17 protein-coding genes are annotated in these 16,636 nt (G+C 71.3%); 3 read left to right on the top strand and 14 right to left on the bottom strand.

Annotated features, from left to right (window positions below; translation table 11 throughout):
- Positions 1 to 15 precede the first annotated feature (15 nt).
- Both M4D53_RS09355 and serS read right to left on the bottom strand, forming a co-directional pair.
- Positions 16 to 837 (bottom strand): HAD family hydrolase, encoded by an 822-nt coding sequence (locus tag M4D53_RS09355; RefSeq protein ID WP_187663229.1) that lies wholly within the window; start codon positions 835 to 837, stop codon positions 16 to 18.
- Complete coding sequence (gene serS / locus M4D53_RS09350) at positions 834 to 2,138, bottom strand: serine--tRNA ligase (protein ID WP_259953629.1); 1,305 nt, start codon at positions 2,136 to 2,138, stop codon at positions 834 to 836. Before serS ends, M4D53_RS09355 begins: the two co-directional genes overlap by 4 nt.
- A gap of 57 nt (positions 2,139 to 2,195) precedes the next feature.
- On the opposite strand from serS, the gene M4D53_RS09345 reads away from it, so the two are divergent.
- On the top strand, positions 2,196 to 3,194 hold the full coding sequence (locus tag M4D53_RS09345) for a diacylglycerol/lipid kinase family protein (RefSeq protein WP_187663227.1): 999 nt from the start codon (positions 2,196 to 2,198) through the stop codon (positions 3,192 to 3,194).
- Between the two features lie 15 nt (positions 3,195 to 3,209).
- Here M4D53_RS09345 and M4D53_RS09340 read toward each other — a convergent pair whose 3' ends face one another.
- From M4D53_RS09340 to M4D53_RS09330, 3 genes are all read right to left on the bottom strand, one after another.
- The gene (locus M4D53_RS09340) at positions 3,210 to 3,956 is read right to left on the bottom strand and encodes a hypothetical protein (protein ID WP_259953627.1); all 747 of its coding nucleotides are present in this window, start codon (positions 3,954 to 3,956) and stop codon (positions 3,210 to 3,212) included.
- A gap of 57 nt (positions 3,957 to 4,013) precedes the next feature.
- Complete coding sequence (gene cls / locus M4D53_RS09335) at positions 4,014 to 5,474, bottom strand: cardiolipin synthase (protein WP_259953625.1); 1,461 nt, start codon at positions 5,472 to 5,474, stop codon at positions 4,014 to 4,016.
- Between the two features lie 86 nt (positions 5,475 to 5,560).
- Positions 5,561 to 5,734, bottom strand: a complete 174-nt coding sequence (locus tag M4D53_RS09330) for a hypothetical protein (RefSeq protein ID WP_167627854.1) — start codon at positions 5,732 to 5,734, stop codon at positions 5,561 to 5,563.
- Between the two features lie 112 nt (positions 5,735 to 5,846).
- Here M4D53_RS09330 and M4D53_RS09325 point away from each other — a divergent pair, with 112 nt between their 5' ends.
- Positions 5,847 to 6,962 (top strand): DUF4192 family protein, encoded by a 1,116-nt coding sequence (locus M4D53_RS09325; protein ID WP_259953618.1) that lies wholly within the window; start codon positions 5,847 to 5,849, stop codon positions 6,960 to 6,962.
- 11 nt (positions 6,963 to 6,973) lie between these two features.
- On the opposite strand, the gene lysS is transcribed toward M4D53_RS09325, so the two are convergent.
- Positions 6,974 to 8,506, bottom strand: coding sequence for a lysine--tRNA ligase (gene lysS, locus M4D53_RS09320; RefSeq protein ID WP_187663223.1), 1,533 nt, complete (start codon positions 8,504 to 8,506; stop codon positions 6,974 to 6,976).
- A 121-nt stretch (positions 8,507 to 8,627) separates the two neighbouring features.
- Here lysS and M4D53_RS09315 point away from each other — a divergent pair, with 121 nt between their 5' ends.
- Positions 8,628 to 10,478 carry a DUF2207 family protein gene (locus M4D53_RS09315; RefSeq protein WP_259953616.1) on the top strand — a complete coding sequence of 617 codons (1,851 nt, stop codon included), beginning with the start codon at positions 8,628 to 8,630 and terminating at the stop codon, positions 10,476 to 10,478.
- 26 nt (positions 10,479 to 10,504) lie between these two features.
- On the opposite strand, the gene M4D53_RS09310 is transcribed toward M4D53_RS09315, so the two are convergent.
- From M4D53_RS09310 to folE, 8 genes are read right to left on the bottom strand one after another with little or no spacing between them, the layout of a single operon-like run.
- A complete protein-coding gene (locus M4D53_RS09310; protein WP_259953614.1) occupies positions 10,505 to 11,197 on the bottom strand; it encodes a DUF2520 domain-containing protein in 693 nt (230 codons plus the stop codon).
- 2 nt (positions 11,198 to 11,199) lie between these two features.
- On the bottom strand, positions 11,200 to 13,248 hold the full coding sequence (locus M4D53_RS09305) for a PH domain-containing protein (protein WP_259953612.1): 2,049 nt from the start codon (positions 13,246 to 13,248) through the stop codon (positions 11,200 to 11,202).
- Positions 13,245 to 13,826: a PH domain-containing protein gene (locus M4D53_RS09300; RefSeq protein WP_259953608.1), complete on the bottom strand. Its 582-nt coding sequence runs from the start codon at positions 13,824 to 13,826 to the stop codon at positions 13,245 to 13,247. Before M4D53_RS09300 ends, M4D53_RS09305 begins: the two co-directional genes overlap by 4 nt.
- The gene (locus M4D53_RS09295; RefSeq protein WP_259953606.1) at positions 13,777 to 14,259 is read right to left on the bottom strand and encodes a DUF3180 domain-containing protein; all 483 of its coding nucleotides are present in this window, start codon (positions 14,257 to 14,259) and stop codon (positions 13,777 to 13,779) included. The genes M4D53_RS09300 and M4D53_RS09295 overlap by 50 nt, the downstream gene beginning before the upstream one ends.
- Positions 14,256 to 14,792 carry a 2-amino-4-hydroxy-6-hydroxymethyldihydropteridine diphosphokinase gene (gene folK, locus M4D53_RS09290; protein WP_187663218.1) on the bottom strand — a complete coding sequence of 179 codons (537 nt, stop codon included), beginning with the start codon at positions 14,790 to 14,792 and terminating at the stop codon, positions 14,256 to 14,258. The genes M4D53_RS09295 and folK overlap by 4 nt, the downstream gene beginning before the upstream one ends.
- The gene (folB, locus tag M4D53_RS09285; protein WP_259953603.1) at positions 14,789 to 15,184 is read right to left on the bottom strand and encodes a dihydroneopterin aldolase; all 396 of its coding nucleotides are present in this window, start codon (positions 15,182 to 15,184) and stop codon (positions 14,789 to 14,791) included. Before folB ends, folK begins: the two co-directional genes overlap by 4 nt.
- 34 nt (positions 15,185 to 15,218) lie before the next feature.
- Positions 15,219 to 16,028 carry a dihydropteroate synthase gene (gene folP / locus M4D53_RS09280; protein ID WP_259953601.1) on the bottom strand — a complete coding sequence of 270 codons (810 nt, stop codon included), beginning with the start codon at positions 16,026 to 16,028 and terminating at the stop codon, positions 15,219 to 15,221.
- Positions 16,025 to 16,636 carry a GTP cyclohydrolase I gene (folE, locus tag M4D53_RS09275; protein WP_187663215.1) on the bottom strand — a complete coding sequence of 204 codons (612 nt, stop codon included), beginning with the start codon at positions 16,634 to 16,636 and terminating at the stop codon, positions 16,025 to 16,027. Before folE ends, folP begins: the two co-directional genes overlap by 4 nt.

Genomic DNA, 16,636 nt, shown 5'->3' with positions numbered 1-16,636 from the left:
GAGTCTAGCCGAGTTCTATTCTCCGGCGTCGACCTGGGCGGGCGCTGGAAGCGTGTTCAGGGCGGCGGCGAGCCCTCCCCGCTCGACGTCGGCGGTGATCTCCCCCGCGGCGTCCTTCACCTCGACCGGCGCCTGTCCCATGGCCACCGCGCGTCCGCCGCCGCTGCGGGCCCAGCCGAACATGCCGATGTCGTTGCGTCCGTCCCCGGCGACGAGCACCCGCGCAGCGTCGAGACCGAGTTCGTCCCGCACACGCTCCAGGGCCGTGCCCTTGTCGACGCCCTGCGGAGCGATGTCCAGCCAGGCCGTCCACCCGATCGCATAGGAGACCTCGTTGAGGCCGGCGTCGGCGACGAGCCGATGGAAGTCGTCCTCGTCGTGTCCGGGCGAGACGACGACGATCCGGGAGACGGGAAGGGCTCCGAGCTCCTCGAAGTCGACCTGGCGTCCGCCGTCGAGAGTCCAGTCGTCGAGCTGCTCGGTGAACAGGCGCTGGCCGGAGCCGAGCTCGACCATGTACCGGGCGTCCGGAAGCCGATCCCGCAACAGGGCCAGCACGGGTGTCGGGTCGAAGGTCTCGACGTGCCAGCGCTCCCAGTCATCCCCGTCTCGGCGCATCGTCACGGCACCGTTGGAACACACCACGTAGTCGGCGGTGAGGCCGAGCTCCTCCACATAGCGGCGGGTCGCCATCCAGCTGCGGCCGGTGGCGATGGTGACCACGTGCCCCGCCTCGCGGACACGGGTGATGGCCTCGGGAACCCCGGGGCTCATCGTCTCGTCCTGGAGGAGGATGGTCCCGTCGACGTCGAGGCCGACCAGCCAGGGCGCCGTCACCGGGTGCTCTGCTCGTCGGCGAGCGGGCGGATCACCTCGAGTCCGCCGAGGTAGGGGCGCAGGACCTCGGGGACCCGTACCGAGCCGTCCGCCTGCTGATGCGTCTCGAGCAGGGCGACGATCCAGCGCGTGGTCGCGAGCGTGCCGTTGAGGGTCGCGACATGCTGGGTCTTCGGTGCCGTGCCACCGTCCTCCGCCGTCGGGCGGTATCGCACGTCGAGACGACGCGCCTGGAAGGTCGTGCAGTTCGACGTGGAGGTCAGCTCGCGGAACGCTCCCTGGGTGGGCACCCACGCCTCGATGTCGTACTTGCGGGCTGCGCTCGACCCGAGGTCACCTGCCGCCACGTCGATCACCCGGTACGCGAGACCGAGCGAGGTCAGCATCTCCTCCTGGAGAGCGACGAGGCGCAGGTGCTCAGCCTCGGCGTCCTCGGCCGTGGTGTAGACGAACATCTCCAGCTTGTTGAACTGGTGCACGCGGATGATCCCGCGGGTGTCCTTGCCGTGCGAGCCGGCCTCACGGCGGTAGCAGGTCGACCATCCGGCGTAACGGAGCGCACCAGGTGCCAGATCGACGATCTCGTCCTTGTGGTAGCCGGCGAGGGCGACCTCGCTCGTGCCGACCAGGTAGAGGTCGTCGTCCTTGTCGAGGTGGTAGACCTCGTCAGCGTGCTCGCCGAGGAAGCCGGTGCCCTGCATGATCTCAGGGCGCACGAGGGTGGGCGTGATGAGCGGGACGAAGCCGTTCTGCAGCGCCTTGTCGAGAGCGAGGTTCATGAGCGCGATCTCGAGCCGGGCGCCGATCCCGCGGAGGAAGTAGAAGCGCGCTCCGGAGACCTTGGCCCCGCGCTCCATGTCGATGGCGCCGAGCATCTCACCGAGCTCGAGGTGGTCGCGCGGCTCGAAGTCGAACGCGGGGACCTCGCCCACGCGGCGCAATTCGACGAAGTCCTCCTCACCGCCGGCGGGGACACCGTCGATGACGACGTTCTCGATCCGCGCCAGTGCCGTGGCCGCGGCCTCGGCCGCCTCGTTCGCCGCCTGCTGCGCCTGCTTGACCCGGTCGGCGAGGTCCTTGGCCTGCGCGACCAGGGCGGCCTTCTCCTCCTTGGGTGCCTTCGCGACCTGCTTGCCGAACGCGTTCTGCTCGGCGCGCAGCTCCTCGAATGCGGCGAGCGCGGCGCGGCGCGATCGGTCGGCCTCGAGTGCGACGTCGACGGTGCTCTGGTCGTTGCCACGGGCAGCCTGCGAACGGCGGACGATCTCCGGGTTGTCGCGGAGGAGTGCGAGGTCGATCATCCCGCAAGTCTACGAGGTGCGAAGGGAGGGCCCGGGCGGGCGGTCTAGAGTAGCGCCATGACCACGAGTCCCCCCGTCCTGAAGCAGGCGGCGCTCGTGTACAACCCGGTGAAAGTGGACGGGAAGCGCCTGCGCGCTCAGGTCCGCGACCTCTCCCGCGAAGCGGGGTGGGATCACCCCGCTTTCTATCCGACGACCATCGAGGACGCGGGGCAGGGTGCGACGGCGGAAGCGCTCGCACGCGGGGTGGACGTCGTGCTCGTGGCCGGCGGCGACGGCACGGTGCGGGCGGTCGCCGAAGCCATCGCCCGCACGGGTGTCCCACTCGCGATCCTCCCGAGCGGCACCGGGAATCTCCTCGCGCGGAACCTCGGCCTCCCGCTGACCGACCCTGCGGAGATGATCCGCGCCGCGCTGGGCGACTTCCACCATCCGATCGACATCGGGTGGGCACGGATGACCAGGGAGGACGGCAGCGAGGAGGAGCACGCCTTCGTCGTGCTCGCCGGCATCGGTCTCGACGCCGACATGATCGCCAACACCCGAGCCGACCTGAAGAAGTCCGTCGGCTGGATCGCGTACGTCGACGGCGCGGCGCGGTCCCTTCCGCGCGCGAAGCCCTTCCGCGCCGTGTACCAGATCGGCACGGGACGCCTGCACTCCACGAAGGTGCACAGCATCCTGTTCGCGAACTGCGGCACCCTCCCGGCGGGCATCTCCCTCATCCCGGACGCCTCCATCACGGACGCCACCCTCGACGTCGCGGTCATCCAGCCCACCGGCGTTCTCGGCTGGCTGGGCGTCTGGCGGAAGATCTGGTGGGACAACTCCGTGCTGCGCCGCTTCCGCGCCGGACGCTTCGTGCTCGATCGCCGCGGCACGGACGCGTCCGTTCACTACTTCCGCGGCGCCCGCGCCGAGGCCGCCGCACCCGGCCCCACGCCGATCGAGCTCGACGGCGACGAGTTCGGGGAGGCCGTGCACGTCACCTGCCGGGCGGACCCCGGTGCGCTCCTGCTGGCGCTGCCCACCGGGCACCCGGTGCACATCCTCTGACCAGGGGCTGCGGACTCAGCGCACCTCGACCGTGCCGTCGAGGCCGCCACCGACGAGCGTCAGCTGGAACGGACCGTCGTCGTCGACGTCATCCTCGGGGAATTCGACCACCGTGGCCCGCGGCGCCATGTCCATGGTGCAGACCTGGTTCTCGTCGGTGACGAAGGTCACGGTCCCCGTGGATCCGTCGGCCTCGGCGGATTCGACGACCGGAGCACAACTGGAGGACCCCCAGGTCAACAGGACGAGCCCGCCGTCGTCGAACCAGCCGGCCGACGGCTGGTACTCGGTCGCCGAGCCCGGCGTCGCCGTGGCCTCGGGGTCGGCATCGACATCGATCTCGTCGAGCAGGTCGCCGTAGGTCACCACGAGAGTGATGTCCTTCGTCGGGTCCACGCCCTCGGGCAGAGCACCGACGCTCGCCCGCGGCGCGAGGTCCGCCGTGCACGCCTGCTCCGTCGCGCCATCGCCTTCCGGTTCGACGAGGGTGACCGAGACCCGCTGCCCCTCGGCGGTGATCTCATCGACCTGAGGCAGGCACGTCGAGGATCCCCAGCTCACGACGGCGAACATCCGCCCGTCGTCGAGGAGCGTCGCGTCCATGTCGTCCTGCTCGTCGCTGCTCCCGGCGTTCCCGGGGCCGCTGGAGGGATCCGACGTGGTGTGCGGTGCGGTGCCGCCCGGGCCGACCGTGCAGCCGGCGAGGACGAGGGCCGCGGCGAGCGCGGAGGACACGGCGATCACGAGCCTGCGGGGAGTCATGCCCTCAGGGTAGCGGCGGGTTCCTCCACCCGAAACGGGGGTTGACGGAATGCCCGCTCACTGCAGTGCGGAGGTGAGCCGCGCGAGGTTGTCGAGCACGGTGGAGCGCAGGGGCTGCTGCATCCATTCCTCGAGGGTCAGCTCCCTGCTCAGCGACCGGTACTTGTCCTCCACCTCGCGCATCTCGGCGACGAACTCCTCGCCGCGCACGAGCATCGAGACCTCGAGGTTCAGGCCGAATGAGCGCATGTCCATGTTGCTCGAGCCGATGACGGCGACCTCGTCGTCGATGGTGAGGCTCTTCGTGTGGAGGATGTACGGCTTCCGGTACATCCAGATCCGCACGCCGGCGCGCAGCAGCGCTTCGTAGTAGCTGCGCTGCGCGTGGTAGACCATCGCATGGTCGCCCTCCTCCGAGACGAACAGCTGCACCTCGACCCCGCGGTCCACGGCCGCGGTGACCGCCAGCAGCAGGGCCTCGTCGGGCACGAAGTACGGGCTGACGATCATGATCTGCTTCTTCGCCGCGTAGAGGAGCGCGAGGAACAGCCGCAGGTTGTTCTCGACCTCGAAGCCGGGGCCTGAGGGCACCACCTGGCAGTCCAGGTCCCCGGAGCCGATGTTGGCGTGGGAGATGTCGATCTCTTCGAGCACGACATCGGTCTCGCTGTACCAGTCGCTGAGGAAGATCGCGTTGACGCTCAGCACGACGGGTCCGTCGAGCCTGACCATCAGGTCGACCCAGTGCAGACCGCGCCGGATGTTCTTCGGCAGGTTGTAGGTGGAATCCGTGATGTTCTGAGACCCCAGGAAGGCGATGTTGCCGTCCACGACGAGGAGCTTGCGGTGGTTGCGCAGATCCGGCCGCTGCATCTTGCCCTTGAGCGGCTGCACGGGCAGCATCAGGTGCCACTCGGCGCCCATCTCGTTCAGACGCGCGATGGTCTGGCGATAGCGGGGCTTGCCGCGGTTCGCCCAGTGGTCCAGGAGCACGCGCACCGCCACGCCCCGCGCGGCGACCTCCTCGAGGGCGCGGAAGAAGTTGTCCGTCGAGTCGTCGGACTGCAGGATGTAGAACTCCACGTGCACGTAATCCTGCGCGGTGCGGATGGCCTCGGCCATCTCGTCGAGCGACTCCTGGTAGTCCGAGATGAGGTGCGCGCCGTTGTCCCCGGAGAGCGGCAGGGCACCGAGGCGCTGGTTCATCTGCACGATGGGACCGAACCATGCGGGGGCGTTGGGCCGCAGCGTCCCGAAGTGCAGGTGCTCGCTCGTCTCGGCGATGTACTCGTTGATCTGTTCCTGCTTCCGGCGCCGCGCGCGCGGCAGGCGGGGGTTCCCGATCAGCAGGAACAGGAAGACGCCGACCACCGGGATGAAGAACACGGCGAGGAGCCAGGCCATCGCCGCGGTGGGGCGGCGGTTGCGCGGGATGACGATGACGGCGGTGACGCGGATGATGATGTCGAGCACCAGGACCACGGCGGCGACCCACCAGCCCCAGGACTCCGCGGTCATCACGCCCCCTCACCCACACCGGGGATCGTCACCCCGGGGCGCACCGGACCCGGCGCGCTCGCTTCACAGTAGCGGATGGGTCGGACTCAGGCCCGCGGAGGCAGCCCGCGCGCGGCGCGTTCCTCGGCCTCGATCTGCGCATGGACCTTCCGTTCCGTGCGGTCGAACCGCAGGATGCCGCGGAGCACGACGAAGAAGACGATGCTGACGCCGACCGTCGGCAGGAGCGACCATGCCGCGGCGAGCCAGAAGTTGTCCATGCCTCCATCGTACGCGAGCGACTGATCGTGCACAGGCGGCGCTTCTCAGGATTCTCATCCACATGGGTCCATCACCGGTCCGACGGGGGCGAAGGCACGCGAACCTCTCCTCATGACAACCGTGCTCCGCGCCTCCGACTCCGCCCAGTTCCTCAGTATCGTGCCCGCTCTCGCCGGCTTCACGCCGCGCGAGAGCATCGCCCTCCTCCCGTTCCACGGCACCCGCAGCGACGGGGCGATGCGCCTCGACCTCCCTGACGCCGCCGTCCCGGTCCTGCACTACGCCGCAGCGGCGGTCGAGCTCGTCGTCCGTGTACCTGGCACCGACGCGGTGGCCGTCGTGGTGTACACCGACGAGCTCCCACAGCGCACGCCTGACGGTCTGGTCCTGCCGCACGCCGTGATGGTCGACACGCTGCTGGGCTGCGCCGAGGGAGCCGGCCTGCGCGCCGTCGAGGCCCTGTGCGTGACGCCCGAGGGATGGGCCCGCTACGACGACGCCGAGCCGGCGATGCATCCGCTGTCGGACATCGTTCCCCCGCCGGACGCCTCCGCGCTCGGCGACGTCTCCGGCGACCAGTTCTCCGGCGCGGGACTGCCTCCGGTTTCCGCCGCAGAGGAGCAGCAGGTCGCGCGCGTGCTGCGCGGACTCGACGGCGCGCTCCCGTCCGGGCCTGCCGAGGCCTCCGATCCGGCGGACGCGGAGGTGATCGCGGCGTACGCCCTCCTCGACGACATCCCCGCCTTCCTCGAAGCCGTCGCCCTCGCCCGTGAACCCCTGCAGCCTCTGGCCGCCGCAGCGCTCGTGTGGTGCCTCGGGCGCCCGCCGGTGCGCGACGCGGCCATCGCCCAGTGGGCCACCGATCACCGCCGCGGGATCCGCACCATGGAGGCGCAGCTGGCTTTCGCAGCCTCCGGCGCTCCGGTACCCGACGACATCGGACGGGTGTTCCTCGGTCGCGGCCCGGCGCCGGACGGCGAGCGCCTTCGTACCGCGCTGCACGCCGTCCGACACGCCACCGCCCTGGCGCCACGAGGAGCGCGCCCCGGACCGCTCACGGTCGCCGCGTGGCTCTCCTGGGCGCTCGGCCGCGCCACGCACGCGGGCCGCTACCTCGACATGGCCAGGGAGATCGATCCCGACTACAGCCTCGCCCTGCTCCTGGACACCATGATGTGCGGTGCCGTGCTGCCCGAGTGGGCCTTCCGCGGGCGGCGTGGAGAGTGACTGGCTCGCGGCTACTTGACCAGCGGGAAGAGGATCGTCTCGCGGATGCCGAGGCCGGTGATCGCCATCAGCAGGCGATCGATGCCCATGCCCATACCCCCGGACGGCGGCATGCCGTGCTCCAGCGCCCGCAGGAACTCCTGGTCGATCGGCATGGCCTCGACATCGCCGCGCGCGGCGAGCTTCGCCTGCTCCTCGAACCGTTCCCGCTGGATGACCGGGTCCACGAGCTCGGAGTAGCCGGTCGCCAGCTCGAAGCCACGGATGTAGAGGTCCCACTTCTCCACGACGCCCTCGACGGACCGGTGCTCGCGCACGAGAGGCGACGTGTCGACGGGGAAGTCCATGACGAAGGTCGGCCGCACGAGGTCACCCTTCACGAAGTGCTCCCAGAGCTCCTCGACGAGCTTCCCGTGCGTGGCCTGGGGCGGCACGTCGACGCCGTTCGCCTCGGCGAAGGCGATCAGGTCCTCGACGGCGTCCGTCGGCGTGACGGTGCGGCCGGAGGCGGCCGACAGCGACTCGTACATCGAGATGCGGTCCCACTCACCGCCCAGGTCGTACTCGGTGCCGTCCGCCCAGGTCACCGTGGTCGACCCGGCGACCGCGACCGCCGCCTGCTGGACGAGCTCCTGGGTGAGCGCGGCCATCTGGTTGTAGTCGCCGTAGGCCTGGTAGGCCTCGAGCATCGCGAACTCCGGGCTGTGGGTCGAGTCGGCGCCCTCGTTGCGGAAGTTCCGGTTGATCTCGAACACGCGCTCGATACCGCCCACGACCGCGCGCTTCAGGTAGAGCTCCGGCGCGATGCGGAGGTAGAGCTCGGTGTCGAAGGCGTTGGAGTGGGTGATGAAGGGTCGGGCGGATGCGCCGCCATGCTGCACCTGCAACATGGGAGTCTCCACCTCGAGGTAGCCGTGCGCGGCGAACGTGGACCGCAGGCTGGCGTTCACCGCGGCGCGTGCGCGCACGGTCGTCCGCGCCTGTTCCCGCACGATGAGGTCGAGGTAGCGGCTCCGTACCCGGCCCTCTTCGCTGAGCTCGGCGTAGGCGTTGGGGAGCGGCAGGATCGCCTTCGAGGCGATGGCCCAATCATCCGCCATGATCGACAGCTCACCGCGGCGGCTGGAGATGACCTCGCCGTGCACGAAGACGTGGTCCCCGAGGTCGACGAACTCCTTCCACTCGGCGAGCGACTCCTCGCCGACGTTGGCCAGCGAGACCATCGCCTGGATCCGGGTGCCGTCCCCGGCCTGGAGGGTGGCGAAGCAGAGCTTGCCGGTGTTGCGGCTGAAGACCACGCGGCCGGCGACGCCGACGATCACACCGGTCTCGGCTCCGGGCTCGAGGTCGCCGTACTCCGCCCGCAGGGCGGGGATGCTGTGCGTCACCGGCACGGCGACCGGGAACGCCCCGCCGCCCGCGTCCGCGCGCTTCTCGATCAGGCGCTCGCGCTTGGCGAGGCGGACGGCCTTCTGCTCGTGGATGTCCTCTTCGGCGGAAGAGGCGGCCGAGGCCGTTTCGGGCGCGGCGGGCGCGTCAGTCATGTGCGGGGCTCCTTGGAAGTCGTACCCAGTTTACCGAGATGGCGCGGCGGACTCCGGCCGGTCGGGCGGAGACCGACGGCGGGCGTTCTTCCCGCGGCGCGGGGCTCGGTAGCCTCGAACCATGGCCCCCACCCGGATCCTCCGCGCCAGCGCCGTCCTCGCCCTCGCCGTCATCCCGGTCCTCGCCCCCTCGGTCGCCATGGCCGTGGAACGCCCGGCGACGACGGTCGCTGCGGCCGCCGATGTCGACGACTTCTCGTACGCATCCTGGGATGCGGTCTACGACGTCGGACTCGACGACGATGGCCGGGCGCGCATGCAGGTGACGGAGACGGTGGTCGCCCGCTTCCCCGACGCCGACCAGAACCGCGGCATCGTGCGGGGCCTGGCGACGACGTACAAGGGCGCCGGCATCGACACCCGGGTCATCGCGGTCACCGACGAGGACGGGACCGCGGTCCCGTACGAGACCGAGGAGGACGACGGGACCCTCTTCGTCCTCACCGGGGACGACGACTTCGTCCATGGCCTCACCACCTATGTCATCGAATACGAGATGCGCGACGTCATCGTCGGGAGCGCACCCGACGCGTCCGGTTCCCGCGCCGCGGACGAGTTCTACTGGGACCTCCTCCCCCTCGACAGCACGCAGCCGATCGAGGCGTTCCGGGCCGACATCCGATTCGATGCCGCCCTGAGCAGCCATCTCACCGGGGCGACGAAGTGCTACATCGGTCCTTCCGGTTCCACGGAGCCCTGCGACCTCGAGGGACCGGTCGCAGACGGAGACGCCACGACTTTCCGCGTCGAGGCCGGACCGCTGCCAGCGGCGGACGGGGTGACGGTGGCCGTCGGCTTCGACCCCGGCACGGTGGTCCAGCCATCCGCGCGGACCCCCGACCCCGTCGCCGATGTCGGGCCGGTGGTCGCCGCCGTCGGCGCCGTCGGTCTCGCGGCGGCCGGCTGGGTGGCGACCGTGGCCGCCGACCGACGTCGACGCCGCGCCACCGGGATCATCGTGGCGCAGTACGACGTCCCCGATGACCAGCCCCCCCTGCTCGCCGCGGCGCTCATCCCCGGCGCGAAGAACGTCGTCCCGGCGGAGATCGTCCACCTCGCCGTCCGCGGCACGCTGCGCATCGAGGAAGGGGCGTCGGACGAAGCGCCCCGGCTGCGACGACAGCCCCAGGGCAGCGCGCCGAGTCCCCTCGACCAGGCTGCGCTCGACGCGCTCTTCCTCCACGCGGATGCGGACGGCGTCGTGGACCTGCCGGCCGAGAGCGAGGCCTTCGCCACGCGGATGACCGCGCTGACGACGAAGGGCCAGGAGGAGGCCTCCCGCCGGGGCTTGACGACCAGGGTGCGGAGCCGCGCTGCCGTCATCCTGCAGTCCGTGGCCATCGCCGTCGCCGTGGTGGGTCTCGTCGTCGCCATCGTCGCCGTGGCATCCGGTCGCCTGTCTGCGGGACCCGCGCTTCTGGCCATCTCCGTCGGGACGCTGCTCGTCGCGGCTTCGAGCTTCTTCACCTTCTCTCGGCACACGGTCCTGACTCCGGAGGGAGCGCAGGCGTACGAGCACCTGCAGGGGGTGCGCGAGTTCATCCGCGTCGCGGAGGAGGATCGGTTGCGGATGCTGCAGTCCTACACCGGCGCGGAACGGCGCACGGAGGAGGGCGCGGACGTCATCCATGTGTACGAGCGCCTCCTCCCCTACGCGATGCTGTTCGGCATGGAGGACGAGTGGGGCCGGGTGCTCGAGACGGCGTACAGCCGGGAGGCGTACGGCCCGACGTGGATCGGCGACCCCACGTCCTTCGCTCTCCGCACGTCGCTCGTGGCGTTCATGAGCTCCTCCACGGCGGCCGCGACCTACTCGGCCCCGTCCACCGGTACGTCGTCCAGCACCGGCGGCTCGTTCGGCGGAGGCTTCTCCGGGGGCGGCGGTGGCGGCGGCTTCTCCGGCGGACGCTGAGCCGGGGTCACGGCGCGGGCGCGTGATCAGACGAGAGGTGGCGGGTCCGAGGCGTCGCGCAACGCCCGCTCGACGGTCGACTGCACCAAGGCCGACAGGAAGCCGCCCGGATTCTCGACCCCGATCTCCCGGAGCCGCGAGGTGGACTGTCCGATGATCGAACGGGAGAACTCCGTGGCCGTGGCGATCGCGTCGGCATAGGCGGCACGGTCGGCCTCCGCGATGACGACCGGTTCGCACCCCATCTCGACGGCCAGCGCCTGGGCGATCGGAAGCACGGCGGCGGGAGCGGTGACCGCCGCGAATCCTGCCTGCAACTGCCGGAGATCGATCGAGGTCCCGGTGAACGTGATCGCCGGATGCACCGCCAACGGGATGGCGCCGCGCTCCGCCGCCGGGCGCAGGACCTCGATGCCCTGTGCCGGATCGGTGTGGAGGACGAGCTGGCCGATCTGCCACCCGCCGAGCTCGGCGATGCCCGAGACCAGGGCCGACAGCTCAGCGGAAGGGACCGCGAGGATCACCAGTTCGGACCGCCGCACCACCTCCTGCGTCTCCAGCACCGGGACGCCGGGGAGCACCGCCGACGCACGCTCGTCGTCCGACCCGCTGGTGATCCCGACGATCGCGTGCCCGGCCCCGGCCAGCGCCGCGCCGATGACCGGTCCGACCCGCCCCGCGCCGATGATGCCGACGCCGAGACGGCCGTCGCGCACCACGCTCACTCCTCGCGCGGCGCGTCGGTTCGCGCCGGCGGCGCGGGCGGCGCGGTCGGCGCCGGCGGGGCCGAAGGCGCGGTCGTCTGCGGCGCCGGCGGAGCAGGTGGGGGTGCGACCGGGGGCGCCGTGACGGGAGGGGCCGGAGGCGGTGCGACCGGGGGCGCGGTCACCGGAGGCGCCGGCGGCGGCGTCACCGCAGGAGTCCGCACCGGCGGAGCAGGTGGGGCCGCCGACCCCGGGGATGCGGAGGGCGGCGCGACCGGGGGCGCGGGTGCCACGGACGGGGCTGATGCCGGGCCGCCGAACACGGGAGGCGCGGGAGGCATCGGAGCGGCAGGACCGCCGAACTGCGGCGGAGCGGGCGGCGCGACGGGAGCCGCGGCGTGCTCGCTCCACCGGTGGGTGTGGTCGCGGGATGCCGCTTCGGCGGCGGCGATGCTGACCTCGTCGAGCAGTGCGAGGGCATCGGCCCGCTCGAGACCCGACAGGAGGCCGGTGATCGGTCCGGGCACGGTGTGCACCTGGGCTCCGGAGACCGCCTGAGCCCGGTCGATCGGCCCCTGACTGAGCGACACACCCTGGAGACGCGCGAGCGGGAAGACCGCGAGCTTGCGCCACACGATGCCGCGGCGCAGCAGCAGTCCGTCCGTCGTCAGCGCGTATCCGTGGCGCTTCCAGGAGACCGGCCGCCGCCACCACGCCCGGCGCGGCATCGTCCGGTAGGGGTCGTTCTCGGCCGGACCGACGACGCCCTGATCCCACAGCGCGGGGATACTCTCCGCCGGGACGTCGGGCAGCACGAGCGACAGCACGCGCTCGACGTCCGCGCGCTTGCCGACGGGCAGCACGACGTTGAACTGCTGACCGCTGCTCGACGACTGCTGGGCGGCGCTCTTGCCGCTCATTCGGTTGATCTTGATGGTCCACCAGCCGAACGGCCGCCAGAGCAGGGACTGCGACACCTCGACCGCGAAGATACGGCCGGGCGGGAGGGTCTCGGTGACGGTGGTGAGCAGTCCGTAGGTGATGCGCACGCCGTCGGGGGTGGGCGCGATGGAGTACCGCAGCGACTTCGAGATCTGCGCCCAGGTGATACCGACGACCGCGATGAGCATCGGGACGCCCATGCCGAGACCGATGCCGAGGAGGACGATCCCGCCGTCGGGATCCCCGTCGATGAGGACGCCGATCAGGGTGCTGCCGATCGCGATGGCGAAGATCACGCCGAAGAACACCAGCCACAGCAGCCCGGAGATGAGCTGCGAGCCGATCAGTCGGCCGGCGGGGATCTTGACGACGCTCTCGGGCACGACGTCCTGCAGGTCCACTCCGGCGAGCAAGCCGTTGACGCCCTCGTTCATCGAGCCGACGAGTTGTGCGCGCGCGGAGGTCGGAGCGGACCCGTCGGGCGTCGCTGCGCCCTGAGGGTCGAGGGCGGCGTGCCGTGCGGCGCGCGCGCCCGAGGCGAGTCGGAGGATCTCGGCGCGCACCCCCTCGGCCCGCGGCGTCGCCAGGTACTCCAGCGCGACGTTCGCATCCGTGCCCGCGCCCACGACCTCGAGCTTCGCGAGGCCGATGATGCGTGCGGGGAACGGCCGCGTGAGGTTCACGCCCTGCACGCGGTCGAGGGGCGCGCGGCGATGGGAGCGGAAGATGATGCCCTTTCGCACCTCGACGTGGTCGCCGGTGATGCGGAACTGCTGGAAGCGCCAGACGAACCAGAAGACCGCCACGAGCACCACGACGAGCGCCAGGACACCCAGCAGCGCGATCAGGGCGAAGTTGTTCGCGAGCACCCAGTCCACCGGGTCGCCCCCGGTGTACTCGTCGTAGTGCGCCTCCTCCGGCGCGAACTGCCCGACGAGCCAGGCGATGACCCGGTCGCGCATGTTCGCGATCACGATGCCGCCCACGATGATGAGCGCCAGGCCGCCCTTGAACAGCGGCGTCAGCGGATGCATCCGGTGCCATTCGCCGTCCGCGAGGTGCGTCGACGGCGTGCCCGCGGAGGTCTGCCCCGGCGCGGCGGTGGGAAGCTGCGACTCGCTCACAGGCCGGTCCGGCGGGTCTCGGCGACCTGGATCAGCGTGTCGCGCAGCGCCTCGGCCGCTGCCTGGGTGAGGCCGGGGATCTGCACACCGGTGGTCGCCGCCGCGGTGACCATCTTGAGCTGGGAGATGCCGAACGCCCGGTCGAGCGGCCCCTGGGTGATGTCGACGAGCTGCATACGCCCGTACGGCACCGCGATCATGCGCTGCCACAGGATGCCCTTGCGGAATACGATGTCGTCCGCCCGCAGCATGTAGCCGATCGCCCGCGCCTGTCGCGGGAGGATGATCAGCGTCACGAGCGTGATGAGGATGATCATCCCGGCCGGGATCCACACCCAGTCCTGCTCGAGCACGATGTTCAGGACGATCGCGGCGGCAACGACGATGGCCAGGAAGATGACGTTCTGCACGATCTGCGACACGACGTAGCGCGGCGAGATCTGGTGCCAGGTGCCGTCGAGCTCGAGGCGGGACTCGTTGCGTGCCGTGCGCAGCCGCGTGTACGTGCCCTGGTCGAGGGCGTCGAGGTCAGTGCCCTCCGCCGGGTTCAGGGGCGCGGTCTCTGGGTTCTGAGTCATCAGGATCCTTCGGCAGGGTGCAGAACTGTTCGGCGACGAGAGCGGCGACGACGAGCACGACCGCACTCGCGATCAGCGCCACCATGGCCACAGTCGACCCTATCGGGGGATCGATGGGGCGCGTGAGGAGGAAGGCCAGCAGCCCGGCGCCGAAGCCGGCCAGGATCGCGCCCAGCAGGCTGGACGCCCGGGCGAGGGTCGCGGCCCGCAGGGCACGGAACGGGTCGATGCGCACCCCGGACCGGACGCTGCGCCGCACCGGCCAGGCCACCCCGAGCGATGCGCCGGCGATGAGGACGAGCAGCACCGGGAGGAACAGGGACGGCGTGAACGTGGCTCGACCGGTCGCCGTGAGCATCTGGTCGAGGATGAACCCCGCACCGGCGCCGACGAGCGCGAGGACGGCGAGCAGCCCGGCAGAGGTGCGCTTCATCCCTCGCCTCGCGCGCGGAGGTCCGCCGCCAGATCAGCGACGCGGCGCCCCGCGAGCTCGGCGTCGGGGGCGACGTCGAGCCAGGGCTCCAGGACGAACAGCCGCTCCGCCGCCCGCGGATGGGGCAACTGGATCCGGGGGTCGTCCGAGACGACGTCGCCGTAGGCGATGAGGTCGAGGTCCAGAGTGCGGTCACCCCACCGCTCGCCGCGGACGCGACCGTTCTCGTCCTCGATGGCGTGCAGCATGCCGAGGAGGATCTCCGGAGCGAGGCGCGTGGTCACCAGAGCCACTGCGTTCACGTAGCCGGGGGCGTCGGGATCGGGGCCGTCCACGCGGAGCGCCACCGTCTCGAACAGGCGCGACAGGCGCACGTCGGAGACGAGCGGAAGACGCCCGATTCGTGCCGCCGCAGCGCGGATCGTGTCCTCGCGGTCGCCGAGGTTGGCGCCGAGCGCCACGACCGCCACCGTCTCCGGGCGTGGCGGCCGGGGGCCCGGCACCTCCGGCGGGCGCGTGAGGTTGCGGCTCATGTCGTGATGTCCTCCAGCGACTCCGGCGCCCGCGTCCGATGCACCGTCACGGCCACATCACCGAAGGTCAGCGGGATCGGCGCCTGCGGCTTGTGCACCGTCACGGTCACCTGCTGCACGCGGCGGTCGCCGAGGGCGACGTCCGCGATCCGCTCGGCCAGGGTCTCGATGAGGTTCACCGGCTCACCCGACACGACCGCGGCCACGCGCTCCGCGAGCTCGCCGTAGTGGACCGTGTCGGCCACGTCGTCGGAGGCGGCGGCCTGTTCGAGGGAGAGCCGCAGCCGGAGGTCGACCGTGAACTCCTGCCCGTTCTCCCGCTCGTGCGGGTAGACGCCGTGGTGGCCGAACACAGTCAGCCCTGTCAGCACGATCTCGTCGAGGAAGTCCATGCCTCTAGGGTACGGTGACGCTCCGACTCCGCACTCAGCCTTCCCAGGCGCGGGTGATCGCAAGGGCGTCGCGGGTCCCCGCGACGTCGTGCACGCGCACCGCCCAGGCGCCGGCGCGCATCGCGAGCGCACTCGTCACCGCGGTGGCGAGGTCCCGGCGCTCCTCGGAGACGCCGTCACTGCCCGGCGCCGCCGACTGCAGCACGTCGGCGAGGAAGCGCTTGCGCGACGTCCCGACCAGCACGCGGAAGCCGAGGCCCACGATCTCGTCGAGGCCCCGCAGCACATCCCAGTTCTGGCCGCCCGCCTTGGCGAACCCGATACCCGGGTCGACGATCACGCGGGACGGCGCGATGCCGGCGGCCGCCGCCTCCCCGATCCGCTCGCGCAGCTCGCCGGCCACCTCCCGGGCGACACGGCGATAGTCGGCGTTCGCGTACATGTCGGCGGAGAAGCCCCGCCAGTGCCCGATCGCGAAGTCGGCTCCCGACTCCGCCACCGCGGCGCGCATGTCGGGGTCGGCGAGCCCGCCGGAGACGTCGTTGACGATGCGCGCCCCCGCACGGACGGCCGCCGCCGCGGTCGACGCGTTGAGGGTGTCGATGCTGACGACGACGCCGGCCGCCGCGAGCTGCTCGACGACGGGAAGGACGCGGCGCTGCTCCTCCTCCACCCCGACGCGCTCCGCCCCCGGCCGGGTCGACTCTCCCCCGACGTCGAGGACGGACGCCCCTTCGGCTCGCAGGCGAAGGCCGTGGGCGACCGCCCGGTCCGCGTCGAGGTAGCGCCCGCCGTCGCTGAACGAGTCGGGCGTGACGTTGACGATGCCCCAGATCCCGGTCATGCGCGCGACGTCCCGCCCCCTGGCACGGTCATGCCGATCAGGGTCACCAGTTCCGCACGTGCCACCGGATCGGTGTAGACCCCGCGCGCCGCGATGGTCAGCGTCGAGGCCTCGGTCTGCCGTCCACCCCGCATCGTCACGCAGCCGTGGCTGGCATCGAGCACGACGAGCACGCCACGGGCATCGAGGTTCTCGGCGATCGTGTCGGCGATCTGCTCGCCCAGCCGCTCCTGCACCTGCGGCCGCGCGGCGAGGATCTCGACGACGCGCACGAGCGCACCGAGACCGACGACCTGCTCGCCCGGAAGGTAGGCGATGTGCGCATGCCCCGCGAAGGGCAGCAGGTGGTGTTCGCACACCGAGCGGAAGCGGATGTCGCGCAGGAGCACCGCGCCGGAGGGCAGGGTGTCCGGCGCCGGCCCGCGGGTCACGCTGATCGTGTGCGCGAGCGGCTCGGCGGGATCCTCCCCCACCCCGGCGAAGAACTCCGCGTACAGCTCGGCCATCCGGGAGGGAGTCTGCTTGATCCCCGGGCGATCGGGGTCCTCGCCGATCGCCTCCAGGAGTTCCCTGGTGAGCCGTTCGACGCGTCCCTTGTCGACGGTCAC

The sequence above is a fragment of the Microbacterium meiriae genome, assembly GCF_025143875.1.
Classification (GTDB): Bacteria; Actinomycetota; Actinomycetes; order Actinomycetales; family Microbacteriaceae; genus Microbacterium; species Microbacterium meiriae.
Note: the sequence above shows the minus strand (reverse complement) of the source record. Positions and strands in the feature narration are given on the sequence as shown.

Bases quoted from the DNA above. Each gene is read 5' to 3' on its own strand.
- M4D53_RS09300 (WP_259953608.1), bottom strand. From the start codon at position 13,826: ATGACTCAGAACCCAGAGACCGCGCCCCTGAACCCGGCGGAGGGCACT.
- M4D53_RS09295 (WP_259953606.1), bottom strand. From the start codon at position 14,259: ATGAAGCGCACCTCTGCCGGGCTGCTCGCCGTCCTCGCGCTCGTCGGC.
- cls (WP_259953625.1), bottom strand. From the start codon at position 5,474: ATGACCGCGGAGTCCTGGGGCTGGTGGGTCGCCGCCGTGGTCCTGGTG.
- M4D53_RS09330 (WP_167627854.1), bottom strand. From the start codon at position 5,734: ATGGACAACTTCTGGCTCGCCGCGGCATGGTCGCTCCTGCCGACGGTC.
- M4D53_RS09315 (WP_259953616.1), top strand. From the start codon at position 8,628: ATGGCCCCCACCCGGATCCTCCGCGCCAGCGCCGTCCTCGCCCTCGCC.
- folB (WP_259953603.1), bottom strand. From the start codon at position 15,184: ATGGACTTCCTCGACGAGATCGTGCTGACAGGGCTGACTGTGTTCGGC.
- lysS (WP_187663223.1), bottom strand. From the start codon at position 8,506: ATGACTGACGCGCCCGCCGCGCCCGAAACGGCCTCGGCCGCCTCTTCC.
- folP (WP_259953601.1), bottom strand. From the start codon at position 16,028: ATGACCGGGATCTGGGGCATCGTCAACGTCACGCCCGACTCGTTCAGC.
- folK (WP_187663218.1), bottom strand. From the start codon at position 14,792: ATGAGCCGCAACCTCACGCGCCCGCCGGAGGTGCCGGGCCCCCGGCCG.
- serS (WP_259953629.1), bottom strand. From the start codon at position 2,138: ATGATCGACCTCGCACTCCTCCGCGACAACCCGGAGATCGTCCGCCGT.
- M4D53_RS09325 (WP_259953618.1), top strand. From the start codon at position 5,847: ATGACAACCGTGCTCCGCGCCTCCGACTCCGCCCAGTTCCTCAGTATC.
- M4D53_RS09345 (WP_187663227.1), top strand. From the start codon at position 2,196: ATGACCACGAGTCCCCCCGTCCTGAAGCAGGCGGCGCTCGTGTACAAC.
- M4D53_RS09340 (WP_259953627.1), bottom strand. From the start codon at position 3,956: ATGACTCCCCGCAGGCTCGTGATCGCCGTGTCCTCCGCGCTCGCCGCG.